General features: G+C 61.0%; 27 protein-coding genes. 12 read left to right on the top strand and 15 right to left on the bottom strand.

Translation table 11 applies throughout. The features are described 5' to 3' along the window. The first annotated feature begins 123 nt into the window (after positions 1 to 123). A complete protein-coding gene (locus H043_RS0101750; protein WP_027610456.1) occupies positions 124 to 789 on the top strand; it encodes an FKBP-type peptidyl-prolyl cis-trans isomerase in 666 nt (221 codons plus the stop codon). Between the two features lie 75 nt (positions 790 to 864). On the opposite strand, the gene H043_RS0101745 is transcribed toward H043_RS0101750, so the two are convergent. The 7 genes from H043_RS0101745 to H043_RS0101715 form a co-directional block, all read right to left on the bottom strand. Further along, on the bottom strand, positions 865 to 1323 hold the full coding sequence (locus H043_RS0101745; protein WP_027610455.1) for an Rsd/AlgQ family anti-sigma factor: 459 nt from the start codon (positions 1321 to 1323) through the stop codon (positions 865 to 867). Positions 1324 to 1509: 186 nt separating this feature from the next. Next, positions 1510 to 2061 (bottom strand): disulfide bond formation protein B, encoded by a 552-nt coding sequence (locus H043_RS0101740; RefSeq protein ID WP_027610454.1) that lies wholly within the window; start codon positions 2059 to 2061, stop codon positions 1510 to 1512. A 218-nt stretch (positions 2062 to 2279) separates the two neighbouring features. Then, positions 2280 to 3518 (bottom strand): heme biosynthesis protein HemY, encoded by a 1239-nt coding sequence (locus H043_RS0101735; protein WP_027610453.1) that lies wholly within the window; start codon positions 3516 to 3518, stop codon positions 2280 to 2282. Beyond that, entirely contained in the window at positions 3515 to 4657 is a 1143-nt protein-coding gene (locus tag H043_RS0101730; protein WP_027610452.1) for a uroporphyrinogen-III C-methyltransferase, read from the bottom strand. Before H043_RS0101730 ends, H043_RS0101735 begins: the two co-directional genes overlap by 4 nt. Positions 4658 to 4673: 16 nt before the next feature. Then, positions 4674 to 5441, bottom strand: coding sequence for a uroporphyrinogen-III synthase (locus tag H043_RS0101725; RefSeq protein ID WP_027610451.1), 768 nt, complete (start codon positions 5439 to 5441; stop codon positions 4674 to 4676). Next, positions 5438 to 6379: a hydroxymethylbilane synthase gene (gene hemC, locus H043_RS0101720; protein ID WP_027610450.1), complete on the bottom strand. Its 942-nt coding sequence runs from the start codon at positions 6377 to 6379 to the stop codon at positions 5438 to 5440. The genes H043_RS0101725 and hemC overlap by 4 nt, the downstream gene beginning before the upstream one ends. A 137-nt stretch (positions 6380 to 6516) precedes the next feature. Then, complete coding sequence (locus H043_RS0101715) at positions 6517 to 7263, bottom strand: LytTR family DNA-binding domain-containing protein (RefSeq protein ID WP_003229385.1); 747 nt, start codon at positions 7261 to 7263, stop codon at positions 6517 to 6519. 472 nt (positions 7264 to 7735) lie between these two features. Here H043_RS0101715 and argH point away from each other — a divergent pair, with 472 nt between their 5' ends. After that, positions 7736 to 9130 (top strand): argininosuccinate lyase, encoded by a 1395-nt coding sequence (gene argH / locus H043_RS0101710; protein ID WP_027610449.1) that lies wholly within the window; start codon positions 7736 to 7738, stop codon positions 9128 to 9130. 120 nt (positions 9131 to 9250) lie between these two features. On the opposite strand, the gene H043_RS0101705 is transcribed toward argH, so the two are convergent. Beyond that, a complete protein-coding gene (locus H043_RS0101705) occupies positions 9251 to 9910 on the bottom strand; it encodes a glutathione S-transferase (RefSeq protein WP_027610448.1) in 660 nt (219 codons plus the stop codon). Positions 9911 to 10033: 123 nt separating this feature from the next. Here H043_RS0101705 and H043_RS0101700 point away from each other — a divergent pair, with 123 nt between their 5' ends. From H043_RS0101700 to H043_RS0101690, 3 genes are all read left to right on the top strand, one after another. Then, positions 10034 to 10318 (top strand): hypothetical protein, encoded by a 285-nt coding sequence (locus tag H043_RS0101700; RefSeq protein ID WP_027610447.1) that lies wholly within the window; start codon positions 10034 to 10036, stop codon positions 10316 to 10318. Positions 10319 to 10578: 260 nt separating this feature from the next. Beyond that, positions 10579 to 10824, top strand: coding sequence for a TIGR02647 family protein (locus H043_RS0101695; protein ID WP_027610446.1), 246 nt, complete (start codon positions 10579 to 10581; stop codon positions 10822 to 10824). Positions 10825 to 11009: 185 nt separating this feature from the next. Continuing rightward, positions 11010 to 13853 (top strand): class I adenylate cyclase, encoded by a 2844-nt coding sequence (locus H043_RS0101690; RefSeq protein ID WP_027610445.1) that lies wholly within the window; start codon positions 11010 to 11012, stop codon positions 13851 to 13853. Positions 13854 to 13860: 7 nt separating this feature from the next. Here the strand turns inward: H043_RS0101690 and rnk are convergent, their stop codons facing one another. The 3 genes from rnk to cyaY all read right to left on the bottom strand — a co-directional run bounded on the left by rnk (position 13861) and on the right by cyaY (position 15085). Next, complete coding sequence (gene rnk / locus H043_RS0101685) at positions 13861 to 14271, bottom strand: nucleoside diphosphate kinase regulator (RefSeq protein WP_027610444.1); 411 nt, start codon at positions 14269 to 14271, stop codon at positions 13861 to 13863. A gap of 258 nt (positions 14272 to 14529) precedes the next feature. Then, positions 14530 to 14748 (bottom strand): DUF1289 domain-containing protein, encoded by a 219-nt coding sequence (locus H043_RS29520; protein ID WP_081730175.1) that lies wholly within the window; start codon positions 14746 to 14748, stop codon positions 14530 to 14532. A gap of 4 nt (positions 14749 to 14752) precedes the next feature. Next, positions 14753 to 15085 carry an iron donor protein CyaY gene (cyaY, locus tag H043_RS0101675; protein ID WP_003229398.1) on the bottom strand — a complete coding sequence of 111 codons (333 nt, stop codon included), beginning with the start codon at positions 15083 to 15085 and terminating at the stop codon, positions 14753 to 14755. Positions 15086 to 15402: 317 nt separating this feature from the next. Here cyaY and H043_RS29515 point away from each other — a divergent pair, with 317 nt between their 5' ends. The 6 genes from H043_RS29515 to H043_RS0101645 are packed head-to-tail and all read left to right on the top strand — an operon-like array spanning position 15403 to position 20012. Beyond that, the gene (locus tag H043_RS29515) at positions 15403 to 15576 is read left to right on the top strand and encodes a lipoprotein (RefSeq protein WP_007911098.1); all 174 of its coding nucleotides are present in this window, start codon (positions 15403 to 15405) and stop codon (positions 15574 to 15576) included. Positions 15577 to 15585: 9 nt separating this feature from the next. After that, the gene (gene lysA / locus H043_RS0101665; protein ID WP_027610442.1) at positions 15586 to 16833 is read left to right on the top strand and encodes a diaminopimelate decarboxylase; all 1248 of its coding nucleotides are present in this window, start codon (positions 15586 to 15588) and stop codon (positions 16831 to 16833) included. 3 nt (positions 16834 to 16836) lie between these two features. Beyond that, positions 16837 to 17667 (top strand): diaminopimelate epimerase, encoded by an 831-nt coding sequence (gene dapF / locus H043_RS0101660; RefSeq protein WP_027610441.1) that lies wholly within the window; start codon positions 16837 to 16839, stop codon positions 17665 to 17667. A 13-nt stretch (positions 17668 to 17680) separates the two neighbouring features. Next, a complete protein-coding gene (locus tag H043_RS0101655) occupies positions 17681 to 18406 on the top strand; it encodes a DUF484 family protein (protein ID WP_027610440.1) in 726 nt (241 codons plus the stop codon). A 2-nt stretch (positions 18407 to 18408) separates the two neighbouring features. Then, a complete protein-coding gene (gene xerC, locus H043_RS0101650) occupies positions 18409 to 19308 on the top strand; it encodes a tyrosine recombinase XerC (protein WP_027610439.1) in 900 nt (299 codons plus the stop codon). Further along, positions 19305 to 20012, top strand: a complete 708-nt coding sequence (locus H043_RS0101645) for an HAD family hydrolase (RefSeq protein WP_027610438.1) — start codon at positions 19305 to 19307, stop codon at positions 20010 to 20012. Before xerC ends, H043_RS0101645 begins: the two co-directional genes overlap by 4 nt. A gap of 191 nt (positions 20013 to 20203) precedes the next feature. Here the strand turns inward: H043_RS0101645 and sutA are convergent, their stop codons facing one another. The 4 genes from sutA to glnK form a co-directional block, all read right to left on the bottom strand. Beyond that, entirely contained in the window at positions 20204 to 20530 is a 327-nt protein-coding gene (sutA, locus tag H043_RS0101640; RefSeq protein ID WP_007951900.1) for a transcriptional regulator SutA, read from the bottom strand. 102 nt (positions 20531 to 20632) lie between these two features. After that, on the bottom strand, positions 20633 to 21058 hold the full coding sequence (locus H043_RS0101635) for a secondary thiamine-phosphate synthase enzyme YjbQ (RefSeq protein ID WP_003229414.1): 426 nt from the start codon (positions 21056 to 21058) through the stop codon (positions 20633 to 20635). Positions 21059 to 21273: 215 nt separating this feature from the next. Continuing rightward, the gene (locus H043_RS0101630; RefSeq protein ID WP_027610437.1) at positions 21274 to 22611 is read right to left on the bottom strand and encodes an ammonium transporter; all 1338 of its coding nucleotides are present in this window, start codon (positions 22609 to 22611) and stop codon (positions 21274 to 21276) included. A 36-nt stretch (positions 22612 to 22647) separates the two neighbouring features. Next, positions 22648 to 22986 (bottom strand): P-II family nitrogen regulator, encoded by a 339-nt coding sequence (gene glnK / locus H043_RS0101625; RefSeq protein WP_002555808.1) that lies wholly within the window; start codon positions 22984 to 22986, stop codon positions 22648 to 22650. Positions 22987 to 23399: 413 nt separating this feature from the next. Here glnK and H043_RS0101620 point away from each other — a divergent pair, with 413 nt between their 5' ends. Further along, positions 23400 to 23660 carry an accessory factor UbiK family protein gene (locus H043_RS0101620; RefSeq protein ID WP_007920416.1) on the top strand — a complete coding sequence of 87 codons (261 nt, stop codon included), beginning with the start codon at positions 23400 to 23402 and terminating at the stop codon, positions 23658 to 23660. Positions 23661 to 24247: the final 587 nt, after the last annotated feature.

Raw genomic sequence — 24247 nt, 5'->3', positions numbered from 1 at the left:
TGACAGTAACGAAACCGTTGCGTTGCAACGAAGCGAAAATGTTCTGCACAAAGACAAAAGCAGTTCACCGTTGCAGACCTTCGCGCTGGCATAATCGCCCGCATCTCAGGACGGAGAGTGCCCATGTCGCGCTACCTTTTTTTATCCCTCTGCATGATTTTTTCCGCCGCCCACGCCGACGAAAAAACCACCGCGAACGATGCTCACGATCTGGCCTACAGCCTCGGCGCCAGCCTCGGTGAACGCTTGCGCCAAGAGGTGCCGCAATTGCAGATTCAGGCATTGGTCGACGGTTTGCAGCAGGCCTATCAAGGCAAGCCACTGGCACTGAGCGAAGCACGGATCGAGCAGGTCCTCGCCGATCATGAATCGCAAAACGCCGAACACGCGTCGCTGCCTTCCAGTGATGCTGCGATGGAAAACGAGCAGCGTTTTCTCACCGCCGAAAAAGCCAAACCGGGTGTGAAGGAATTGGCCGACGGCATCCTGCTGACCGAACTGACGCCGGGCACCGGTGCCAAGGCCGGTCCGGATGGAAAAGTCCAGGTGTTGTATGTCGGACGCCTGCCGGATGGCACGGTGTTCGATCAGAACACTCAGCCACAATGGTTCAGCCTCGACAGCGTGATAGCCGGCTGGCGTTCCGCGCTGCAGAACATGCCGGTGGGTGCCAAGTGGCGACTGGTGATTCCATCGGATCAGGCCTATGGCGCCGACGGTGCGGGCGATCTGATCGCGCCGTTCACACCGCTGGTGTTTGAAGTCGAATTGCGCGGTGCAACGAGCTGAACGACGCCGATTCGCAGGCATAAAAAAACGCGGTGCGCTTTCGGCGCATCGCGTTTTTTTGCCTGAGAAAACCAATCAGGCCTGAGCGGTATCTTCTTCCTTGTGTGCCGTGTGCAACACTTCAATCAGGCAGTCTTCAAGTTCGAAGCGTTCGTGAAGCAGGCCACCGAGCTCCTTGAATTTCTCCGCAACGCATTTGCCTTCGTCGCAAAGGTCGTTGAACGCGAGGAGTTTTTCGGTGATGACGTCGATGCGCGGGTAGATTGTCTCGGCCAATTCCAGACCGCGCGTGTCACCGAACGCCTTGGCTTCACCGGTCAGCTGTTCGTAGATCTCGAAGTGCCCGGCCGAGACGTAATCGACCAGCACGCCGCAGAATTCAAGCAAGGGTTTACGGTTCTCGGACAGAGCCTGTGGTTTGTCACCCAACTTGTCGTAGGCACCGATCAGATCTTCACGCTCCTGCAACCAGCGGTCGATCAGCAGATGAACTCCACCCCAGCGTTCCTGAGCATTCTGACAACTTTCGAGCATGGCGATCTCTCTTCCCTTGTGGGTCATGCTGCTCTACACCCGCGCCCCTCTTCTGGCTGTTATCGCTTGGGGGCCGACCGGGCAGAGCGTCATCGAGCAACATAAATCCAATGACACGTGCGGGCCAGATTATGCCCGCACGCCTATGGCTTCAAGGTACGCAGGAGATAAAGTTCATACAAGTGTTTAATCCCTGACCAGCGTGCGGTGCGACGCTTCGCCGCTGAGCGGTCGCTGCAGAGCGCTCCAGACCAGCCGCAGCAATTGATAGACCGCCAGGATCGACATCGCCACAAAGAACAGCAGGCTCCATTCCGGGATGCTCAAATCGAACAGCGTCCAGGAAATTTCTGCGCAATCTACACCGCCCCTAAGCATCCGCAACGTTGCACACAACCACGGCAGGTTGCTGAACAACGCTTCGGCATCAGGCGCGCACCTCGCCATCTGCATCAACGGGTCACTCTGCAACAATACCTGTCGCCAGGCCGCCGTAGTCCCGCCCAGGCTCAGGCCAAGCGCGGCGACCCAGTACAGCGACAGGCCGACACGCCGTGGGCCGTGGACCGCCGCCAACCCGCAACAGAACGTCAGCAACGCCATGAAAAACCTTTGCGCCAGGCACAGGCTGCAGGGCGTCAGCCCGACCGCATACTCGAGATAATAGGAAGCTCCCAGGGCCATGGCCCCTGCAGTGAAAGCCGTGAAAAACAAGGAGCGTGAACAGGCCAACGACATGGCTTTTCCGTAACAGTGGAGACAGGCAGTTACGGTAGAGGAAAGCTTGTCAGCCTTTCAAGGCGGGGCCTTGGCGACAGTTCACCAGAAGTGTAGGGAAAACCCGACAGGTGCGAGAGGAATAGATGTAGTCCGTTGTAGGACTTTGCCCAAGACGCCCGCCACAGGTAATTTTTCGCTCACTGAACGTTAACGAGGGAGCATGCTCCCTCGCGATATCAGGCGTGAACCGGCACCGGCAACGGCGCGGCCAGCAGACGCTCATCCAGCAATCCGAGACCCTCCTGGAACAGCTGGTTACTGCGCTCGGTGTCACCCAGTTGCGCAAGCAGACGTGCTAGCTCAGCGCAGGCTTCAGGGTTACGCTGCACTCGCAGACTGCTTTCCAGGTAATCCCGTGCCTTGCCCCACAAGCTGGCTTGCAGACAGAGACGACCGAGGGTCAGCAACAGGCTCGGGTCAGCAGGATGTTCCTTGAGCCAACCTTCGGCGGTCTGCAACTGGCGCGCCGGATCGCTGCCGCGCACCAGGCCATACAGACGCGCGAGATGGCTGTCGTACTTGCGCTTGAGGGCACTGCGCAGGATTTCTTCAGCTTCGACCTGAGCACCCAACTGACGCAATTGCTCGGCGTATGCCAGCACCAGCGCCGGCTCCTGACGCTGCGCGGAGGTCAACTGCTCCCAGGCACGGGTGAGTGACTGCAGACCGACCTTGCCGTCCTCGTCCCGATGCGCTGCCAGAGACAGGTTGTTGCCCCAGGCACGACGTTCCAGTTCAGCCAGTTCGGCCGGCGGCAGCACCTTGTCCTTGCGCAGTTCCGGCAACAGGCGAATCACCGCCGACCAGTCGCCGCGCTGCTGATGCAGACGCTGCAACTGTCGCAAGGTCTGCACGTTATGCGGATGTCGCTCGTGCATCGCCTGCAGGGTCACCAAGGCGCCGTCGGTATCACCACGATCGGTCTGCAACTGCGCATGACTCAAGGCAATCGCCAATTCGGCCTGCGGCTGGCGCTCCAGCGCACGTTCAAGCAGGTGATCACACTCTTCGTACTTGCCTTGTTCGTTGGCCGCGCGTGCCGCGCCGAGGTAATACAACAGCGGCTGGCGCTCGGCCTCGGCGGCGCGAGACAGATGACGTTGCGCGCTGGCCCAGCGACCTTCGGCCAGATCCAGCTGCCCGTGTTCGATGGCCACCTGCACCCGCCGGCTGCGGTTGCGGCGCGACCACGGATTGACCACGCCACTGGAGGCCATGACCAGCTCGACCAAGGCCTTGATCCCCCAGATCAGCAGCCACAACACCGCGATCAGGCCCAGCGTGGCCCACAGACTGGCCTCGTAGCGGAAGCTCTTGTAGGCAATCAACACGTACCCGGAGTGCTCGGCAATCGCCAGGCCCAGTGCCGCCGTCGCCGCGATCACCAGAAACACGATCACATACAGGCGTTTCATGGCGTGGTCTCCTGCGCGGTATTGGCGGCAGGTTTGGCGAACGGTTTGACCGATTCTTCAGCGTTGACGTTACGGCGCTCCAGATAAGCCTGCACCGCACTCAGCGTGCCGGTCAGGTCCGGCGTCTTGACCGTGACCGGTTGCTTGCTCAGCTCGGCAACCTGTTCAAGCATGATTTTGCTCTGCGGATTGTCCGGGTTGAAATTGCCCGTGAGCACATCCCGCGCTTCGGTCAGTGCCTGGGTGTAGACCGGTGCCTGGCCATTGAGAGCAGCCCATTGCGCCTGCTCCAGCGCGAGGCTGAGGGCCAGACGCACCTGGCTCAGACTTTGCCCGGCCAGCAATGGCTTGACGTTCTTGTCGGCATTGAAATCGATGCGGATATAGCGCGACACCTGGTCCCACCACTGCGCCCAGCGACTGGCACCATCGCCATCAGCGGTCAGGCCCAGCAGCGACTCGCCGCGATCCTTGTACTCCGGCGCCAGCTCGGTCAGTTCAATGACCTGATCGCGCAAGGCACCAATGCGCAGGAACAACCCGGTGCGATCCGGCTGCTCGGTGCTGCGCAGAGCGACGAGGGTTTTCGCCACTTGCTCGCGGGCGGCGAACGAGCCGGGATCGTTCTGCTCACGCAGAATTTCGTCGGCACCCTGCACCAGCGCCTGGGCGCTGCTGATGTCCTGCAAGGCCGACAGACGCAGGCTGGCCAGACGCAGCAGATGCTCGGCCTCGGCCAGACGCCAGTCCTTGCGGCTGGCACCGAGGACGGTTTCCAGACGCTGGTTGAGGCGCTGCTGATCCCCCTGCAGTTGCGTCACCAGACGCTGACGTTCGGCGAGTTCATCGGCACCGGGCAGTTGCGCGAGGCGCTCGGTCAGGCGCTGTTCGTTGAGCTTGAGGCTCTGTGCCTGATCGTTCAGTGCCTGCACCTGGCCTGACTGTTGTGCGGTGTTGCTCTGCAGGTGACGCACCTGCCAGACACCCCAGCCACCGATCGCCACGCCGGCAGCGCCGAGCAACAGGGCGACAATGGCCAGTCCGTTGCCTCGGCGCGGCTCTTTGGCCGGCGGTGGAGTTTCAACCTGGGCATCGATCACAGGCTGGACATCATCTTTAGGCAAGGCTGTTTCGCTCACGTATCCATCCTTTGCATTAGAGAACGGGCACGGGATGCTCCCGTAACGCCGTCAGCAAAGCCGCGGCATTCGCGCCGCGGCAATCCACAACTGTTCGGGCCCCGGCGGCATGTGCCAGCTCGGCAACCCTTGGGCTTGGCACAAACAACGGCAACTGCGCAATTGACGGCCAGGCATCACCGGCCATCTGGCGCAAGTGCTCGAAACCCTGTCCACTGCTGACCACCAGCCCGTTCAAGCGTTCCGCTGCAATCCGCCGCGGCAGCTCTTGCGGCGGGTAGGCCGGCAGGTCACGCCGATACAACTCCAGATACTCGACACTAGCACCAAGCGCGCGCAGGCGCTCGGCGAGCAGCTCGCGGCCACCCTCGCCACGCAGGATCAGCACCTGCGCGCCGGGCTCGGTGACCGCCTCGCGCAGACGCGACAATTGCAGCAGGGCTTCACTGTCATCGCCGTCGGCGGGACAGTGCACATCGAGACCGTGATCGCGAAGAATCTGCGCGGTCGCCGCACCGACGCTGAACCACGGCATCGACAGCGACTGAAGCCCATGAGCGTCCAGCAGATCAAGCGCAATCCGCGCCGCCGGCTTGCTGACCACGATGACCGCGCTGCAACCCGGCAGCTGCGCCAGCGCCTGACGTATCTTGTCAGAGACCGGCAGCGGCGCGATGTCCAGAAGCGGCAGGCAACTGCTGAAAATCCCCTGTCCGGCCAACACCGCGGCCAGCGCCGCGCAGTCATCCGCAGGGCGCGTCAGCAGCAGGCGCCAGCCAGTCACTCGTGACCTGCCTCGCCATACACCGCTTTGAGAATGTTGTCGGCACCCTGGCTGAGCAAGTCTTCGGCAACCTTCACCCCCAGCGTCTCGGCATCGGCACGCGGCGCGCGCGCCTCGGCGCTGAGCAGCTTGCCACCGCTCGGTTCGCCCACCAGACCACGCAACCACAACTGCTCACCTTCAAGCACGGCGTAGCAGGCGATCGGCACCTGGCAGCCGCCATTCAGGTGTTTGTTGAGGGCACGTTCAGCGGTCACGCGCGAAGCGGTGTCGGCGTGATGCAACGGTGCGAGCAAGGCGTGGATTTGCGTGTCGGCGCTGCGGCATTCGATGCCGACAGCGCCTTGGCCACCGGCCGGCAGACTGTCGTCGACGCTGATCGCAGAAGTGATGCGCTCTTCGAAACCGAGGCGGATCAGGCCGGCCGCCGCGAGGATGATCGCGTCATATTCGCCGGCATCGAGCTTGGCCAGACGGGTATTGACGTTACCGCGCAGGAAGCGGATTTCCAGATCAGGACGACGGGTCAGCAACTGCGCCTGTCGCCGCAGGCTGGAGGTGCCGACGATGGCGCCGGCAGGCAGCGCATCGAGGCTGGCGTAGGTATTGGAAACGAAAGCATCGCGCGGGTCTTCGCGTTCGCAGATACAGAACAGGCCAAGGCCTTCGGGGAAGTCCATCGGCACGTCTTTCATCGAGTGCACGGCGATGTCGGCTTCGTTTTCCAGCAGCGCAGTTTCCAGTTCTTTGACGAACAGACCCTTGCCGCCGATTTTCGACAGCGGCGAGTCGAGCAGCTTGTCGCCGCGACTGACCATGGGCACCAGCGTCACCAGCAGACCCGGATGGGCCGCTTCCAGACGGGCTTTGACATATTCGGCCTGCCAGAGGGCCAGCGCACTTTTACGGGTGGCGATGCGGATTTCGCGAGAGGACATGGATCAATCCGTACTGAATAGATACGGCGGATAATAACAGCTCAGCCAAATCCACTTTGACTTGAATCAGAAACGGCGTGGCCTCCCTGGCCTGCAATGCCCGGTAGAAGAAAGTGCAACCGCGTGCGAAGGCCGGGTCAGAGGCCCTGCATCATCTTGCGCACACCGGCCACATGCCGACGGCTGACGATCAGCGCATCACCATTAAGGCCTTTGAGGAACAGCTGGAAATGCCCCAACGGCGTGCGTTGCAGACGCTCGATGCGGTCGCGGGCGACCAGCGCGTTGCGGTGGATGCGCACGAAACGCTCGCCGAATTCGTCTTCGAGGGCTTTCAGCGGCTCATCCAGCAGCACCTCGCCGCTTTCATGGCGCAGGGTCACGTATTTGTGATCGGCAATGAAATAGACCACCTGATCCAGCGGGATCAGCTCGATGCCTTTGCGGGTGCGGGCGCTGATGTGACTGCGCGGGCCATTACCGCTTTCGGCGGCGGGACGGGTCAGGGCCGAGAGTTGCGCCCGGTTGGGACGTTCAGCCCGTTTCAGGGCGTCATGCAGATGTTCGGTTCGCACGGGTTTCACCACATAGCCCACGGCGCTGGCCTGCAGGGCTTCCACGGCAAATTCATCGGGGCCGGTGCAAAACACCACGGCCGGCGGCGTTTCGCGTTCGCACAGACGGGCAGCGACTTGCAGGCCATCAAGGCCCGGCATGCGAATATCGAGCAGCACGATATCCGGCTTGTGGCTGTCGATCAGCGCCAACGCCTCTTCGCCATTCGTGGCGCTGGGCTCCAGGACTGTATAACCCTCGAGCTCGCTTACCATTCGGCTTAGGCGCTCGCGAGCCAGTGGTTCGTCATCAACGATCAGGACATTCATATTGCGCTGGATTCCTGCGTGAGTCTCGCACAAGGATAGCGTAGACAGGTGAAGTGACGTCCGTCACCGCGATCCACGCTAAGACTAGCCCGAGCGCCAAAAAGTGCCGTACGTCGGCCAGCAATATTTGCCAGTGTCCGGGTCGTACCGCTCAAAGCCCGCTGTTTCCTGCGTTTTTCACGGGGTATGCCAAAGGACAAAACCACCCACCCCCTCTTCTTATAGTCGGCGTCCGGACCTTTGTGCGATCCGCAGTCGCGCCGACCCTTATGTCCAACTGTAGACGCTTGCCGGGCCGATATTGCTCAATCGAAAAATATCCTTGCGCAAATCCCCCGCAGACGGCGCCGACTATGAATGAGCAGATGAGAAAAAAACGTATCGACCGGTGTCAGCGACAGGATTGGCAACCCTGTTATTATCCGCGCCAGCGTTTCACGCCTTCTTTCTTCAAGCCGATACGAGCGAATTCATGAGCACTGACAAGACCAATCAGTCCTGGGGCGGCCGCTTCAGTGAACCCGTCGACGCCTTCGTCGCCCGCTTCACCGCCTCCGTCACCTTCGACCAGCGCCTGTATCGCCACGACATCATGGGCTCGATCGCCCACGCCACCATGCTGGCCAAGGTCGGCGTGCTGACCGATGCCGAGCGCGACAGCATCATCGACGGCCTGAAGACCATTCAGGGCGAAATCGAAGCCGGCCAGTTCGACTGGCGCGTCGACCTCGAAGACGTGCACATGAACATCGAAGCGCGCCTGACCGACCGCATCGGTATCACCGGCAAGAAACTGCACACCGGGCGCAGCCGCAACGATCAGGTCGCCACCGACATCCGTCTGTGGCTGCGTGACGAGATCGACCTGATCCTGGCCGAAATCACCCGCTTGCAAAAAGGTTTGCTGGAACAAGCCGAGCGCGAAGCGGCGAGCATCATGCCCGGCTTCACTCACCTGCAAACTGCTCAGCCAGTGACCTTCGGCCACCATATGCTGGCGTGGTTCGAAATGCTCAGCCGCGACTACGAGCGTCTGGTCGACTGCCGCAAGCGCACCAACCGCATGCCGCTGGGCAGCGCTGCGCTGGCCGGCACCACCTACCCGATCGATCGCGAATACACCGCGCAACTGCTGGGTTTCGACGCCGTCGGCGGCAACTCGCTGGACAACGTTTCCGATCGCGACTTCGCCATCGAATTCTGCTCGGCCGCGAGCATCGCGATGATGCACCTGTCGCGCTTCTCCGAAGAGCTGGTGCTGTGGACCAGCGCGCAGTTCCAGTTCATCGATCTGCCGGACCGCTTCTGCACCGGCAGCTCGATCATGCCGCAAAAGAAAAACCCGGACGTGCCGGAGCTGGTACGCGGCAAGACCGGTCGCGTATTCGGCGCACTGATGGGCCTGCTGACCCTGATGAAGGGCCAGCCACTGGCCTACAACAAGGACAACCAGGAAGACAAAGAGCCGCTGTTCGACGCCGCCGACACCCTGCGCGATTCGCTGCGGGCGTTTGCCGACATGATCCCGGCGATCAAACCGAAACACGCGATCATGCGTGAAGCGGCCCTGCGTGGTTTCTCCACCGCGACCGATCTGGCGGACTACCTGGTGCGCCGTGGCCTGCCGTTCCGTGACTGCCACGAAATCGTCGGTCACGCGGTGAAGTACGGCGTGGATACCGGCAAGGATCTGGCCGAGATGAGCCTGGAAGAACTGCGACAGTTCAGCGACCAGATCGAACAGGACGTGTTCGCCGTGCTGACCCTGGAAGGCTCGGTGAATGCCCGTGACCATATCGGCGGGACTGCGCCGGCGCAGGTCAAGGCAGCGGTGGTTCGCGGTCAGGCCCTCATCGCCAGCCGCTAAAAGCATCGCTGGCAAGCCAGCTCCCACAGGGTTCTTTGTTGGAACACAATTTTGCGTTCGACCCAAAGACCTGTGGGAGCTGGCTTGCCAGCGATTACCTATTTACAAACGCCACAATACTCACTTCTTGGCAGCGATCATCGCCAAAAACGCCGGCATCGCCGCCTCTTTGTCCGCTGCAATCTTCTGCACATGCAGATTCTGCTCAAGCCGCTCCAGCAGCGCCTTGGCTTTCGGCATCTCTGCCAACAAATCGATCCCGAACAGTTTCTGCCCGACCGCACACGCCAGCGGCACGCTGTACAGGAAATACAAATCCGCGATGCTCAAACTGTCGCCCGCCACGTACGGGGCGAATTTGCCGTGGCGGCCCAGTGCCGCAAAACCCAGCAGCAGCTCGGCTTTGGTTTTCTCCTTGATCGCCTCCGGCACCGGCGAGCCGAAGAACGCTTCGCCATAACAGGCGCGGCCCGGCAGTTCGATGTACAACTCGATTTCCTTGGCGATCGCCAGCACCTGCGCCCGCTCGAATGGATCGCTCGGCAGCAGCGGCGTGCCTTTCTGGGTCTGCTCGAGGTATTCGAGGATGATCGCGGTTTCGTTAATAAATCCGGCATCGACGCCGAGTACCGGTACTTTGCCGCGCGGGCTGATCGCCAGCGATTGCGGGGTCGGCGTCGGGTAGAACGTCACCTCTTCGAACGGCAGGCCTTTTTCCAGCAGCGCCAGCTTGACCATGTTGTAGTAGTTGCTGACAGCGAATCCGTAGAGCTTGAACATCACATAGCCTCCAGGCCGTGCGGGGTGGGCAGGCACTGTTTATAGATCGCCTGGCTCGATCCTGCCAGCAGCATCACGCCGCTGAATGCGGGTAAACTGGCGCCTTTCCTTGAGGAGCCTGCCATGAGCGAGCCGACTGACATCGACAATGATGAAGAAGAGTTCACCGAATCGACGCTGATCGAAGCGATCGAGAACCAGATCGAAAGCGACAACCCTCCAGCGGCCAAGGCAACCTTCAACAAGCTGACGCTGGTCGGTTACGAGCGTGATGACATCCTGAATCTGATGGCCCACGTGCTGGCCTACGAAATCGACGCGATGCTCGACGAAGACCGCGCGTTCAATACCGAGTGGTATGAAACCGCGCTGCGTGCGTTGCCTGAGCTGCCACCCGAAAAACAGTAGGCCAAACACATCCCCCTGTGGGAGCGAGCCTGCTCGCGAATGCCGTGCATCAGCAAAAACAACGCTATATGACACACCGCTTTCGCGAGCAGGCTCGCTCCCACACAATTTGTCACCCATCCATCCAGCCATCTCTCCGGCCCCGACTAGACTGGAATCCGCCTCAAGACAAAATCCCTGATCTGAGCACTGGACATGCCGCAAAAGCGGGTTCACCTTAGGGGCGCTGTCGTCCAATTCCTAGAAAGTCTGGAGTCCTTATGTCGCTTACCCCTGAGCTGGTTGCCGAACTGGAAGTCCTCGCACTCTTTCCCCTGGACAGTTCCCAGGAAGGTTTGAAAATTCATCAGACCGCTGCCCCGAAACATATCGCCGCCGCCAAACGCCTCTTCGAGAAAGACCTCACCGACCAGCCTGATGGCGGGTATCTGACCAGCCTGGGTCGTGATGCCGCGCAAAATGTGCAAACCGTGCTGACCATTTTGAGAGAGCAGGAAACCGCCTGATTTTTCCCCGTCTTTGCCCACGGGAACTCCTGCCACGGGATTTCCGCGGGCCCGCTTGATCGCTCTCCGCTAAAAATCTGACGTCAAAAAACAAATTCAGCTTAAAAGTCCCGCTGCTCAAAGGCTAAACTGCCTCCCATTCCGAGACCCTCTTCGTCCGAGCCTGCGAGCCGGTTTGAGCTGACATGACGCGCACCCATGAAATCCGCCCCGATCTGGACGAGGGAATCGACCGCAAGGTGCTCAGCCAGTTGCGTGCGCGCTTTCTCAAACTCAATGAAGGTCGCCTTGGCCGGGCGTTAGAAGGTCTTTCGAACCGCCAGCAAGGCGTGCTGACCCTGCTGCCGCTGTTCTTCCACGTCAATCACCCGCTGTTGCCGGGCTATGTTTCCGGCAGCACCCCAGCCGGGCTGTCCAACTATGAACCGGACGCCAGCGCCCTCACCGAAGCGCAGCGCCTGACCCGCTCGTTCTCCTACAAGCCGCGCCACGGCAGCAACCCGCCACGGCCGATTCACGGTTTGTTCCTGATGGGCAGCCTCGGCACCCTGGCTCAGGCCGATCAGAGCGACATGGATGTGTGGGTCTGCCATGCGCCGGACCTGAGCGAGAACGAACTCGCCGAGCTGCGCAAAAAATGCCAGCTCCTCGAAGCCTGGGCCGCGACCCAAGGCGCCGAGGCGCACTTCTTTCTGATCGACCCGGTACGCTTCGTCAAAGGCGAACGCGACACCCAGCTCAGCTCCGAAAACTGCGGCAGCACGCAGCACTATCTGTTGCTGGACGAGTTTTATCGCACCGCGATCTGGCTGGCCGGGCGCACACCGATCTGGTGGCTGGTGCCGGTCTACGAAGAACGCGCTTACGACCTGTACACCCACACTCTGCTGTCCAAGCGTTTCATTCGCGCCGACGAGACGCTTGATCTCGGGCCTCTGGCGACAATTCCGCCGGGCGAGTTCATCGGTGCCGGCCTTTGGCAGTTGTTCAAGGGCATCGAATCGCCCTACAAGTCGGTGCTCAAGCTGTTGCTGACCGAGGTCTACGCCAGCGAACACCCGCAAGTGCAGTGCCTGAGCCTGCGCTACAAGCAGGCCGTGTTCGCCAATCAGCTGGATCTGGATGAGCTGGATCCGTACATGGTGGTGTACCGACGCATTGAGGAATACCTCAGCGCCCGCAACGAACCGGAGCGTCTGGAGCTGGTGCGGCGCGCGCTGTACCTCAAGGTCAACCGCAAGCTCACCGGCAACAGCCGCACCCAAAGCTGGCAGCGTTCGCTGCTGGAGCGCCTGGCGCACGAATGGCATTGGGATCAGCGGCAACTGGCCTTGCTCGACAGCCGCAGCCAGTGGAAAGTCCGCCAGGTCAGCGCCGAACGCCGCGCCCTGGTCAATGAGCTGAATTACAGCTACCGCTTCCTGACCCAGTTCGCCCGCACCGAACAGACCGTCAGCCTGATCAACAAGCGCGACCTGAACGTGCTCGGTCGTCGCTTGTACGCCGCATTCGAGCGCAAGGCCGACAAGGTCGAATTCATCAACCCCGGCATCGCCCCGGATCTGGCCGAAGACACCCTGACGCTGGTGCAATCGCCGAACAAAAAAGAGCCCGGGCAAACCCAGTGGGGTTTGTACAACGGTAGCCTGAACGCGCTGGAGTGGGAGCACTTCGCGCCGATCAAGCGCAGCCGCGAGTTGCTCGAACTGCTGACCTGGTGCCACCGCAACGGTGTGATCGACAGCAGCACCCGACTGGCGCTGCACCCCGGCACTAGCGATATGAGCGAGTTCGAGCTGTTCAACCTGCTCGGCAGCCTGCAGCAGTGCATCGCCCTGCCCCTGCCGACCGTTGCCGAAGAACGACTGCTGCGCGCTGCGGTGCCGAGCGAAGTGCTGATGCTGGTCAACGTCGGTATCGATCCGCTCAAGCATCACCGCGACCTGAATATCCTGATGACCACCGAGCGCACCGACTCACTGAGTTACGCCGGGGTGCGCGAAAACCTTGTGCTGACCCTCGATCAGGTCACGCTCAACAGCTGGAATGAAGTGCTGGTCAACCGTTTCGACGGCCCCCACGCGCTGCTCGATTGCCTGCGCGACTACCTCAACAATCTGCCGCGCGGCGCGCAGCAGCCGTCATTGAAGGTGCGCTGCTTCTGCCACAACCGCGCGCAGTTCATTGCCCGGCGCGTGGAAGAAGTCATCGACACCGCGCAGACCCTGCTGCTCAGCGAGCTCAATCACCGCTACCTGATTCAGGTGCAACAGCACTATCACGTGCTGGAGCTGGTGCCGGGCCAGGTCAACCATGTCGCACTCGCCACACTGCCGGCGCTGCTCGATTATCTGGGCGAAGAACAGCCGCGCTACAGCCCGCTGCACCTGGACCCGATGGCGCTGGAGGATCACGACCTCGCGTTGATCCTGCCGATGGGTCAGCCGGAATCGATTCAGGTGTTCTACCGGATCAGCGAACAACAGGCCGAGCTGTACGTGCTGGATGAGTTCAACGCGCTGTGGCAACAGCATCTGCCGTATCACGATGAACAGAGCCTGCTGGTACCGCTGCAGCGCTTCCTGCAATCGATCCAGTACCGACGCGAAGCGCTGTTGCCGATGGATGGCAGCCCGGCGGTCGGCCTCGACACCTTGTATTACCAGCTATTGCCTTCCGGCCCCGGGCGGGCGCGCCGGGTCGAACCACGACCGGCGCCGCAGACACCGGCCAACAAACCGTTCTACGACGTGCAGGCGATCGTCGGCAAAGCCGCACCGGGCGAGGTGCAGGTCACCTTGTATTGCAATCAACGGGAATTCAGCGAGCTGGAATATGGCGACCAACTGTTTCGCGTGGTCGCCCGGGAGATCGTCGAGCAGCGCCGCGAGACCGAGCGCTATCGCTGCTACATCACCGACCTGGACCTCTCGGGCCTGCTCGGTGATGGTCATAGTTCAAGCAATCTGTATCTGCGCTACAAGGCCGACCTGGAGCGCGCCCTGAACGAGGCACTCGAACAGGTCTGAGGCGGGGTCACTCGCGGAATTCACCGCCGTTGGCCGGCTGCGATTCAACTTCCAGCAAGGTCAGTTTCAGGGTCTTGCCACCCGGAGCCGGCCAGTCGATGTGCTGACCGACTTTCAGGCCCAGCAGCGCGCTGCCGACCGGTGCGAGGATCGAGATCTTGCCTTCGTCGGCGTTGGCATCCTTGGGATAGACCAGCGTCAGGTGATAGTCCTTGCCACTGCCTTCTTCGCGGCAGTGCACGCGGGAATTCATCGTCACGACATCGGCGGGCACTTCATCGTGGCCGACCACGGTGTCGGCTCGATCCAGTTCGGTTTGCAGCGCGATCACGCCCGGCAGCGTGTCATCCAGGCTGTCGATCAGGCGCTCCAGACGTTGCACGTCCAGACGGGTAAGGGTGATGGAAGGTGCGGTCATGATCCGGGCAGACTCCTTTCTTCTGCACACAAAAAAGCAAAACCCCGCCAAAAAAGACGGGGTTTTCACCAGGCCTCGATGGGTTGAGGCGTGTTCGGACACTATCACAGCTCAAAAAATATACAAGCCACCCACTTTTGATCTGGCAAGAACCCCTGTGGCGAGGGGATTTATCCCCGATGGGTCGCGCAGCGGCCCCAAGCTTCTGAGACTGCTGCGCAGTCTATCGGGGATAAATCCCCTCACCACAAGGTCGAGTCAAGTCAGGGCTTTTCGTGCGGCAGCCTGCTGGCAGATGATCCGGCGGCGTTGATCGTCTGCCGAGCGCCATTCGCGAATATCCTCGACATGGCGGAAGCAGCCGAGACAAACCTTCTGTTCATCCAGCCGGCACACGCCGCTGCACGGCGAAGGCACGGCCGGGCTGATGTTGCTGTAAAGCGGCTTTGGCGGACGAACAGGTGCGCTATCAGTCACGAAATCACAGACCTTCGAAGTCAAATTCGACGCCGGCCTGCTGCTTGACGATGCGCTCGAGCATCTCGCCCAGTTGCTCTTCGCTCTTGTCGCACATCCAGCGCTCGCTCTCTTCGTCGTAGTCGAAGTGGAAACCGCCGGAGACCGCCGCCAACCACAGCTGACGCAACGGCTCCTGACGACTGAAAATCAGCTGCGTGCCGTTTTCAAACTTCACAGTCAGTACACCGGCCGAGCTTTCCAGGTCGATATCCAGGTCGCTTTCGTCAAAGATGTCCTCCAGTTTTTCCTGGGTTTCATCGACCAGATCGTGGAAACGCGCTTCGGACAAACTCATTGTGGCAACCTCAAAAAATGTCTGATCAGGCTCAAGCGCCGCAAGATACGGACGCTGCCGGCCGATTGCAAAGATTAACGACCAAGCACCTCAATAGCACTGTAAACACCGTACCGGTGGGAGCGGGCTTGCTCGCGAAGGGGCCGGCATATCCAGCAATTCTGCCTGCAGAACCACCGCTTTCGCGAGCAAGCCCGCTCCCACAGGGCTTGGTGCGCCTATAACTAGCCCCGCCGGACGGGAGGGCCATCACATAGGCAAGCTGCCGGGTGGCCGGTATACTCCGGCGCAATTAACGCATTTTCAAGGATTTCGCCATGAAGCGCCTGATCTCTTCCCTTGCTGCGCTCGTCGCGGTTGCCTGCCTCGTTTCGGCCTGTGGTCAAAAAGGCCCGCTGTACCTGCCGGATGACGATCAGGACCCGGCCGAGCAAGCCCAGTCTTCGCAAAAGCAGCCGTCCAAAGCACACAAGCACGACGTTTACCAATAAGGGATCGCCATGGACGCTTTTAACTACCGTGGCGGGGAGCTGTTCGCGGAAGGTGTGGCGCTGTCCGCCATCGCCGACCGCTTCGGCACGCCCACCTATGTCTACTCGCGTGCGCACATCGAAGCCCAGTATCTGGCCTACGCCGACGCGCTGGCCGGCATGCCGCATCTGGTCTGCTACGCCGTCAAGGCCAACTCCAACCTCGGGGTTCTGAATGTCCTGGCCCGTCTCGGCGCCGGTTTCGACATCGTTTCCCGTGGCGAGCTGGAACGTGTACTCGCCGCTGGCGGCAGCGCCGACAAGATCGTGTTCTCCGGCGTCGGCAAGACCCGTGACGACATGCGTCGCGCGCTGGAAGTCGGCGTGCACTGCTTCAACGTCGAATCCACCGACGAGCTTGAGCGCCTGCAAGTCGTGGCTGCCGAGCTGGGTGTTCGCGCACCGGTCTCGCTGCGCGTGAACCCGGACGTCGACGCCGGCACCCACCCGTACATTTCCACCGGTCTCAAAGAGAACAAGTTCGGCATCGCCATTGCCGACGCCGAAGACGTGTACGTGCGTGCCGCGCACCTGCCGAACCTGGAAGTGATCGGTGTCGACTGCCACATCGGCTCGCAACTGACCACCCTGCCGCCGTTCCTCGATGCCCTCGATCGCTTGCTGGATCTGGTCGACCGCCTCGGCGACTGCGGCATCCACCTGCGCCACATCGATCTCGGTGGTGGCCTGGGCGTGCGGTATCGCGATGAAGAGCCGCCACTGGCCGGCGACTACATCAAGGCTGTGCGCGAGCGTCTGAACGGTCGTGACCTGGCGCTGGTGTTCGAACCGGGCCGCTTCATCGTCGCCAACGCCGGCGTGCTGCTGACCCAGGTCGAGTACCTCAAGCACACCGAACACAAGGATTTCGCCATCGTCGACGCGGCGATGAACGACCTGATTCGCCCGGCGCTGTATCAGGCCTGGATGGACGTCACCGCGGTCAAACCGCGTGACTCCGCTGCGCGCAAATACGACATCGTCGGCCCGATCTGCGAAACCGGCGATTTCCTCGCCAAGGATCGTGAGCTCGCGCTGGAAGAAGGCGACCTGTTGGCCGTGCATTCGGCCGGTGCCTACGGCTTCGTGATGAGTTCCAACTACAACACCCGTGGCCGTGCCGCTGAAGTGTTGGTAGACGGTGATCAGGTTTTTGAAGTGCGCCGCCGCGAAACCGTGGCCGAGCTGTTTGCCGGCGAAAGCCTGCTGCCGGAGTAACCCATGCTGCTGCGTTTTACCAAAATGCACGGCCTGGGCAATGACTTCATGGTTCTCGACCTGGTCAGCCAGCACGCGCATATTCAGCCCAAGCACGCCAAGCAATGGGGCGACCGGCACACCGGTATCGGTTTCGACCAGTTGCTGATCGTCGAAGCACCGAGCAACCCGGACGTGGATTTCCGTTACCGGATCTTCAACTCCGATGGCTCGGAAGTGGAACAGTGTGGCAACGGTGCGCGCTGCTTCGCGCGCTTCGTGCTCGACAAACGTCTGACGGCCAAGCGGCAGATTCGCGTCGAGACCAAGGGCGGCATCATCGAGCTGGACGTGCGTAACGACGGCCAGATCGGGGTGAACATGGGCGCGCCGCGTCTGGTGCCGGCGGATATTCCGTTCGACGCACCGGCGCAGGCCAGCAGCTATCAGCTGGAAGTCGACGGCACCACGGTCGAACTGGCCGCTGTGTCAATGGGCAACCCCCATGCGGTGCTGCGCGTACAGGACATCAACAATGCACCGGTGCATGAACTGGGGCCGAAAATCGAACACCATCCGCGCTTCCCGGCGCGGGTCAACGTCGGTTTCATCCAGGTCATCGACCGCAACCGCGCGCAGTTGCGCGTCTGGGAACGCGGGGCCGGGGAAACCCAGGCCTGCGGTACCGGCGCTTGTGCCGCTGCAGTTGCGGCCATCAGCCAGGGGTGGATGGATTCGCCGCTGTTGATCGACCTGCCCGGCGGGCGTCTGTCCATTGAATGGGCAGGCCCTGGCCATCCAGTGCTGATGACCGGCCCGGCAGTGCGTGTATACGAAGGACAAGTGCGTCTTTGAGTGAGCAGAAGCCATGACCGATAAGCCTCAGGTACCCGCCCGACAGTCCGACGAATCCGCGTCCGAGAGCCTGGAGGCGGCAGCGGTTGCCGCATACCTGGAGGCTCATCCGGACTTCTTCGTCGAGCACGAAGAACTGCTGCCCGCCATGCGCATTCCCCACCAGCGCGGTGACACCGTTTCGCTGGTCGAGCGGCAGATGAGCATCCTGCGCGACCGCAACATCGAGATGCGTCATCGTCTCTCGCAGTTGATGGACGTCGCCCGCGACAATGACCGGCTGTTCGACAAGACCCGTCGCCTGATTCTGTCGCTGATGGACGCGGTCAGTCTGGAAGACGTGGTGATCAGCGTCGAAGACAGCCTGCGCCAGGACTTTCAGGTGCCCTTTGTCAGCCTGATCCTGCTCGGCGACAACCCGGCACCGGTTGGCCGTTGGGTCACTCATGCCGACGCGCAAACCGCGATCGGCGGTCTGCTCACCGAAGGCAAGAGCGTCAGTGGCACTCTGCGAGAACATGAGCTCGACTTCCTGTTCGGCGAAGAACAGCGCAAGCAGATCGGCTCCACCGCGGTAGTCGCGGTCAGCCATCAAGGCATCCACGGCATTCTGGCGATCGCCAGCCGTGATCCGCAGCACTACAAGAGTTCGGTGGGCACGCTGTTCCTCAGCTACATCGCTGAAGTCATGGGTCGCGTGCTGCCACGGGTCAACAGCTCCCTGCGCTCGGTACGCTGAGCATGGAACGACAACTGGACGCTTACTGCGAACACCTGCGCAGTGAGCGACAGGTGTCGCCGCACACCCTGTCGGCCTACCGCCGCGATCTCGATAAAGTCCTCGGCTGGTGCCTCAAGCAGAACATTGGCAGTTGGGCGGCGCTGGATATTCAGCGCCTGCGCAGCCTGATCGCCCGACTGCATGCGCAGGGACAATCGTCACGCAGTCTCGCCCGATTGCTCTCGGCGGTGCGCGGGCTCTATCACTATCTGAATCGCGAAGGTCTGTGCGACCACGACCCCGCGACCGGTCTGGCGCCGCCAAAAGGCGAACGGCGCTTGCCGAAAACCCTCGACACTGACCGCGCATTGCAACTGCTGGAAGGTGCGGTCGAGGACGACTTTCTCGCCCGTCGCGATCAGGCGATTCTCGAATTGTTCTATTCCTCGGGCCTGCGCCTGTCCGAGCTGACCGGGCTCAATCTCGATCAGCTGGATCTGGCCGACGGCATGGTTCAGGTGCTCGGCAAGGGCAGCAAGACCCGCCTGCTGCCGGTCGGCAAAAAGGCGCGCGAAGCACTGGAGCAATGGCTGCCGCTGCGAGCCATGTCCAACCCGGCCGACGACGCCGTATTCGTCAGCCAACAAGGTCGGCGCCTCGGCCCACGGGCGATTCAGGTGCGAGTGAAACTGGCCGGCGAGCGCGAACTGGGGCAGAACCTGCACCCGCACATGCTGCGGCACTCCTTCGCCAGCCACTTGCTGGAATCCTCACAGGACCTGCGCGCGGTGCAGGAACTGCTCGGCCACTCGGACATCAAGACCACGCAGATCTACACCCACCTGGACTTCCAGCACCTGGCGGCGGTCTACGACAGCGCCCACCCACGGGCCAAACGCAGCAAAGGCGACGATTCATGAACATCCAGTTGATCACCTTCGACCTCGACGACACCCTGTGGGACACCGCCCCGGTGATCGTCAGCGCCGAAGCGGTATTGCGCCAATGGCTGAGCGAACACGCGCCGAATCTGGGCGCAGTGCCGGTGGAGCATTTGTGGGGGATTCGTGAGCGGGTACTGGCCAGCGAACCGGGTCTCAAGCACCGCATCAGCGCGTTGCGCCGGCGCGTGCTGTTCCACGCACTGGAGGAAGCCGGGTACGCCCACGGCGAAGCTGCGGATCTGGCCGACAAAAGCTTTGAAGTGTTCCTGCATGCGCGGCATCAGATCGAGGTGTTCCCGGAGGTCGAACCGACCCTGGAAATCCTTGCCAACCATTACGCACTCGGCGTGGTCACCAACGGCAACGCCGACGTGCGTCGGCTGGGCCTGGCGGATTACTTCAAGTTTGCCTTGTGCGCGGAAGACATCGGCATCGCCAAGCCGGATGTGCGGCTGTTTCACGAGGCGTTACAGCGTGGTGGCGCCACAGCCGAAACCGCCGTACATATCGGCGATCATCCGGGCGATGACATTGCCGGGGCGCAACAAGCGGGCATGCGTGCCGTCTGGTTCAACCCGACGGGCAAGGTCTGGGAAGCCGAGCGGCTTCCGGATGCCGAGATCCGTAGCCTGACCGATTTGCCAGCAGTGCTCGCCCGCTGGAATGCCCTCTCGAACTGATCCACTATCCCCTGTGGGAGCGGGCTTGCTCGCGAAGAGGCCGTGTCAGTCGACATACAATTTGAATGACACACCGCCTTCGCGAGCAAGCCCGCTCCCACAGGGGGTTGCGTGTATCCATGACCTCTTTGTTTCAGGCATGAAAAAGCCCGCAGCGACGGCGGGCTTTTTCAGCAAGCAGGTAGCACGCCTCAGATAGGGCGGCTGCCGTACTTGTTGTCCGGCTTCTTGGGCGGATCGGCGACCACGTTGGCCTCCACTTCCTGCACCTTGCCGCCGCGCGCAAGGAATTCTTCCATAGCCTTGGCCAGGGCGTCGCGCTCCTTGTTCTTGGCTTCGATGCTCGGCAACTCGTCGACCGACACCGCAGCCTTGGCTTTGCCTTTGGCAGCCGGGGCCGGCGTATCGTCACCGCCATCGTCTTCAGCAACGTCTTCCGCTGCTGCTTCCAGACCGTCCTCGGCCTCGTCTTCGTCGCCTACTTCGAGGTCGTCGTTTTCCAGATCATCGTCGCTCATGTTCTACCTCATGACTTGCGAAAAGCAGATTAGTTATAGACCAGCTTTGGCGACTGTCGAAAGTCGCCGGAAAAAAATCGGTAACCGCGGGTGACCAACGGTTTACGCCCCTTCACCGTGCAGGGTGGCGAGGACTTTACGGGCACCGCCATGATCACGGTGCTCGCCCAGATAAACACCTTGCCAGGTGCCCAGTGCCAGTCGCCCTGCCGAAACCGGCAGACTGATCTGACAGCCAAGTACGCTGGCCTTGAAGTGCGCCGGGAGGTCGTCCAGGCCTTCGTCGTTATGCTCATAGCCGTCTGTTCCTTGTGGGATCAGACGATTGAAAAATCGTTCGAAGTCGCGACGGACCGCCGGATCGGCGTTCTCGTTGATGGTCAACGACGCCGAGGTGTGCTGCAGCCACAAATGCAACAGACCGACCCGGCACGCCTTGAGTTCAGGCAGGCCGGCGAGTAACTCGTCCGTTACCAGATGAAAGCCCCGGGGCCGTGCCCGCAGGGTTATCAGAGTCTGTTGCCACATACAGTTCTCCGCACGTTCGGGGCGCATTCTAGCGCGCTCTGGGAAAAAACAAAGGCCCTAATATTCCTGCAATGATGTAAGCGATTGGCCGCAGAAAAATGCCCGCCGTAAACACGACCAAAGCCGTACGAAAAATCCTTTCAGCCTTCCTTTCAATGACAAATTCCAGACAAAAAAATGCCCGGCGAACCGGGCAAGTTTTTTAATGCGCGTACTTACAGGTTGTAGCCGCGTTCGTTGTGTTGTGCCAGATCGAGACCCACCGACTCTTCTTCCTCGGTCACACGCAGACCCATCACGGCGTCCAGGACCTTGAGGATGATGAAGGTGACGATCGCGGTGTAGATCACCGTGAAGCCGACACCTTTGCACTGAATCCACACTTGAGCGGCGATGTCGGTGACGGTGCCGAAGCCACCCAGCGACGGTGCAGCGAACACACCGGTGAGGATCGCACCGAGGATACCGCCGATACCGTGTACGCCGAACGCGTCCAGAGAGTCGTCATAGCCGAGTTTGCGTTTCAGCGTGGTGGCGCAGAAGAAGCACACCACACCTGCCGCCAGACCGATCACCAGTGCCCCCATCGGGCCCACAGTGCCGGCCGCCGGAGTGATTGCCACCAGACCGGCAACCACACCCGAGGCGATGCCCAGTGCACTTGGCTTGCCGTGGGTGATCCACTCGGCAAACATCCAGCCCAGTGCAGCCGCAGCGGTAGCAATCTGAGTGACCAGCATCGCCATGCCGGCGGTGCCGTTGGCGGCTGCGGCGGAACCGGCGTTGAAGCCGAACCAGCCGACCCACAGCATCGCTGCACCCATCAGGGTGTAACCGAGGTTGTGCGGTGCCATCGGGGTGGTCGGGAAACCTTTGCGCTTGCCCAATACCAGGCAGGCAATCAGACCGGCCACACCGGCGTTGATGTGCACCACGGTGCCGCCCGCGAAGTCGAGTACGCCCCAGTCCCACATCAGGCCGCCGTTACCGGACCAGACCATGTGCGCGATCGGTGCATAGACCAGGGTGAACCAGATGCCCATGAAGATCAGCATCGCGGAGAACTTCATCCGCTCGGCGAATGCACCGACGATCAGCGCCGGGGTGATGATCGCGAAGGTCATCTGGAAGGTGATGAACACCGCCTCAGGGAACAGCGCCGCAGGGCCGGTCAGGCTCGAAGGCGTGACACCGGCGAGGAATGCCTTGCCCATGCCGCCGAAGAACGAGTTGAAGTTGACGACGCCCTGCTCCATGCCGGTGGTGTCGAACGCAATGCTGTAGCCATAAATGACCCACAGGATGCTGATCAGACCGGTAATGGCGAAGCACTGCATCATCACGGAAAGAATGTTTTTCGAGCGAACCATGCCGCCGTAAAACAGCGCCAGGCCCGGGATGGTCATGAACAGCACGAGGGCTGTCGAGGTGAGCATCCAGGCGGTGTCGCCGGAATTGAGGACCGGGGCCGCCACTTCGTCTGCCGCCATTGCAAGGCCGGGCATTACGATGGACAACAGGGCTCCTAGCCCTGCGAATTTACGCAGAGTCATATTGTTTTCTCCTGGGGCGTTGGGGTTTGTGGCGGCTTAAATCGCGTCGGTATCGGTTTCGCCGGTACGGATGCGGATCGCCTGTTCCAGATTGACCACGAAGATCTTGCCGTCACCGATCTTGCCGGTGTTGGCCGCTTTGGTTATCGCCTCGATAACCCGATCCAGATCCTTGTCGTCGATGGCCACGTCGATTTTCACCTTGGGCAGAAAATCGACCACATACTCCGCGCCGCGATACAGCTCGGTGTGACCCTTCTGCCGGCCGAAGCCTTTGACTTCAGTAACGGTAATGCCCTGCACGCCGATTTCGGACAGCGACTCGCGCACGTCGTCCAACTTGAACGGCTTGATGATGGCAGTGACTAGCTTCATGAAACTCTCTCCCGAATTGGTGGACTTGCCCCAGGAAAACAAACCCGACTCAAGTCTAAGCGCAGTGCCTGGCTTTGTAACGCATCGTCGGCCTTACCTGCCCGACTGACGCCAGCTAACCGCTGCCGGCGAAACTCCCCGTCCCGCCTGCCGCACTGCATTCGTCACAGCGACTGCATCAGTGCATGGGTCACTACCGACTAAGCAGAAAGCTTGCCATCTCGCCAAATTCCTCTGATTTCAAGCCCTTGGCCGCTGCCACAGGCGCCCGCGCAAAAAAGCCCCGACGGTTACGCACAACAACGGTGCGCTGCCGTCCGTCCGCCTGCGCGAAAAGCGTGCATCCGCGCCTGCGTCAATGACTATAGACACTGCGTGATACACTGCCCGCCACTGTTTACAGGACACATTCCATGCTCGCGCCCAAAGACTTCCTCGACGCCCTGAGCGGCACCGCCTCCCGCCTGTTCAGCGGCGACACCCCGCTGCCGAAAGCCGAAATCGAAAGCCAGTTCAAGATGCTGCTGCAGAGTGCGTTCAGCAAACTCGATTTGGTGAGCCGTGAAGAGTTTGATAGTCAGATGGTCGTACTGGCCCGCACTCGTGCCCGCCTCGAGAGCCTCGAAGCGAAAGTTGCCGAGATGGAAGCGAAGCTGACACCGCCTGCGGAATAACAATCCCGAGTAGAAATGCCTTCAAATTTGCGAAGAGAAGTTAAACCGCTCCTGCCAAGGCAGGAGCGGTTTCCGTCAAATCAATCCTTACAACGAATTATTCCAACGGTCTCGCAGAAACTCGTACAGGCGAAAAGCCCATAACGCGATTCTGACGAGGCGCCACATATGTTTAAGAAACTTAGACATACTTTGGCCCTCCTTGCGTGGGGCCAAACCTCCGATGCACTTTCCGGCGTACGAACACCTTCGGGACTACACGTGAGTGTGTCCGCCAAGGCGGCCGGGTGTGAGTCCCCCAAAAAAAGCACCGGCACGGGTCTCACACCGCGTCGAGGAACATGAAGTCTTTGCGCTCCCGGCCACACTTCGCGAATACTCCATGAGTGGGCATCGTCATTGCGGATTTTATGACCGCCCTTAGAAAGCGATTTAAACAACTTGTATCAAGTCGTTAGGCAAGTGCTGACAACATTACCGTTGCACCCGTTCAAGCCCTTTTGATACTTGCGCCAATGAGCAAACATGCATAACCTGATTTCACGTGAGTGTGTCCGCAAAAGGATACGCAGGCCTTGGCCTCACCG

Origin of the sequence: Pseudomonas sp. URIL14HWK12:I6 (assembly GCF_000514195.1) — a bacterium.
Classification (GTDB): Bacteria; Pseudomonadota; Gammaproteobacteria; order Pseudomonadales; family Pseudomonadaceae; genus Aquipseudomonas; species Aquipseudomonas putida_A.
The sequence above is the reverse complement of the archived record's forward strand: the minus strand, read 5'-3'. Positions and strand labels throughout refer to the sequence as shown.

Excerpts from the sequence above, each read along its gene's own strand:
- H043_RS0101705 (WP_027610448.1), bottom strand. The coding sequence starts at position 9,910 with ATGTTCAAGCTCTACGGATTCGCTGTCAGCAACTACTACAACATGGTC.
- cyaY (WP_003229398.1), bottom strand. The coding sequence starts at position 15,085 with ATGAGTTTGTCCGAAGCGCGTTTCCACGATCTGGTCGATGAAACCCAG.
- H043_RS0101620 (WP_007920416.1), top strand. The coding sequence starts at position 23,400 with ATGCTCGCGCCCAAAGACTTCCTCGACGCCCTGAGCGGCACCGCCTCC.
- H043_RS0101695 (WP_027610446.1), top strand. The coding sequence starts at position 10,579 with ATGTCGCTTACCCCTGAGCTGGTTGCCGAACTGGAAGTCCTCGCACTC.
- H043_RS0101715 (WP_003229385.1), bottom strand. The coding sequence starts at position 7,263 with ATGAATGTCCTGATCGTTGATGACGAACCACTGGCTCGCGAGCGCCTA.
- H043_RS0101690 (WP_027610445.1), top strand. The coding sequence starts at position 11,010 with ATGACGCGCACCCATGAAATCCGCCCCGATCTGGACGAGGGAATCGAC.
- dapF (WP_027610441.1), top strand. The coding sequence starts at position 16,837 with ATGCTGCTGCGTTTTACCAAAATGCACGGCCTGGGCAATGACTTCATG.
- glnK (WP_002555808.1), bottom strand. The coding sequence starts at position 22,986 with ATGAAGCTAGTCACTGCCATCATCAAGCCGTTCAAGTTGGACGACGTG.
- H043_RS0101700 (WP_027610447.1), top strand. The coding sequence starts at position 10,034 with ATGAGCGAGCCGACTGACATCGACAATGATGAAGAAGAGTTCACCGAA.
- rnk (WP_027610444.1), bottom strand. The coding sequence starts at position 14,271 with ATGACCGCACCTTCCATCACCCTTACCCGTCTGGACGTGCAACGTCTG.
- H043_RS0101750 (WP_027610456.1), top strand. The coding sequence starts at position 124 with ATGTCGCGCTACCTTTTTTTATCCCTCTGCATGATTTTTTCCGCCGCC.
- hemC (WP_027610450.1), bottom strand. The coding sequence starts at position 6,379 with ATGTCCTCTCGCGAAATCCGCATCGCCACCCGTAAAAGTGCGCTGGCC.
- sutA (WP_007951900.1), bottom strand. The coding sequence starts at position 20,530 with ATGAGCGACGATGATCTGGAAAACGACGACCTCGAAGTAGGCGACGAA.
- H043_RS0101745 (WP_027610455.1), bottom strand. The coding sequence starts at position 1,323 with ATGCTCGAAAGTTGTCAGAATGCTCAGGAACGCTGGGGTGGAGTTCAT.
- xerC (WP_027610439.1), top strand. The coding sequence starts at position 18,409 with ATGGAACGACAACTGGACGCTTACTGCGAACACCTGCGCAGTGAGCGA.
- H043_RS0101655 (WP_027610440.1), top strand. The coding sequence starts at position 17,681 with ATGACCGATAAGCCTCAGGTACCCGCCCGACAGTCCGACGAATCCGCG.
- lysA (WP_027610442.1), top strand. The coding sequence starts at position 15,586 with ATGGACGCTTTTAACTACCGTGGCGGGGAGCTGTTCGCGGAAGGTGTG.
- H043_RS0101635 (WP_003229414.1), bottom strand. The coding sequence starts at position 21,058 with ATGTGGCAACAGACTCTGATAACCCTGCGGGCACGGCCCCGGGGCTTT.
- argH (WP_027610449.1), top strand. The coding sequence starts at position 7,736 with ATGAGCACTGACAAGACCAATCAGTCCTGGGGCGGCCGCTTCAGTGAA.
- H043_RS0101735 (WP_027610453.1), bottom strand. The coding sequence starts at position 3,518 with ATGAAACGCCTGTATGTGATCGTGTTTCTGGTGATCGCGGCGACGGCG.
- H043_RS0101630 (WP_027610437.1), bottom strand. The coding sequence starts at position 22,611 with ATGACTCTGCGTAAATTCGCAGGGCTAGGAGCCCTGTTGTCCATCGTA.
- H043_RS0101740 (WP_027610454.1), bottom strand. The coding sequence starts at position 2,061 with ATGTCGTTGGCCTGTTCACGCTCCTTGTTTTTCACGGCTTTCACTGCA.
- H043_RS29515 (WP_007911098.1), top strand. The coding sequence starts at position 15,403 with ATGAAGCGCCTGATCTCTTCCCTTGCTGCGCTCGTCGCGGTTGCCTGC.
- H043_RS0101645 (WP_027610438.1), top strand. The coding sequence starts at position 19,305 with ATGAACATCCAGTTGATCACCTTCGACCTCGACGACACCCTGTGGGAC.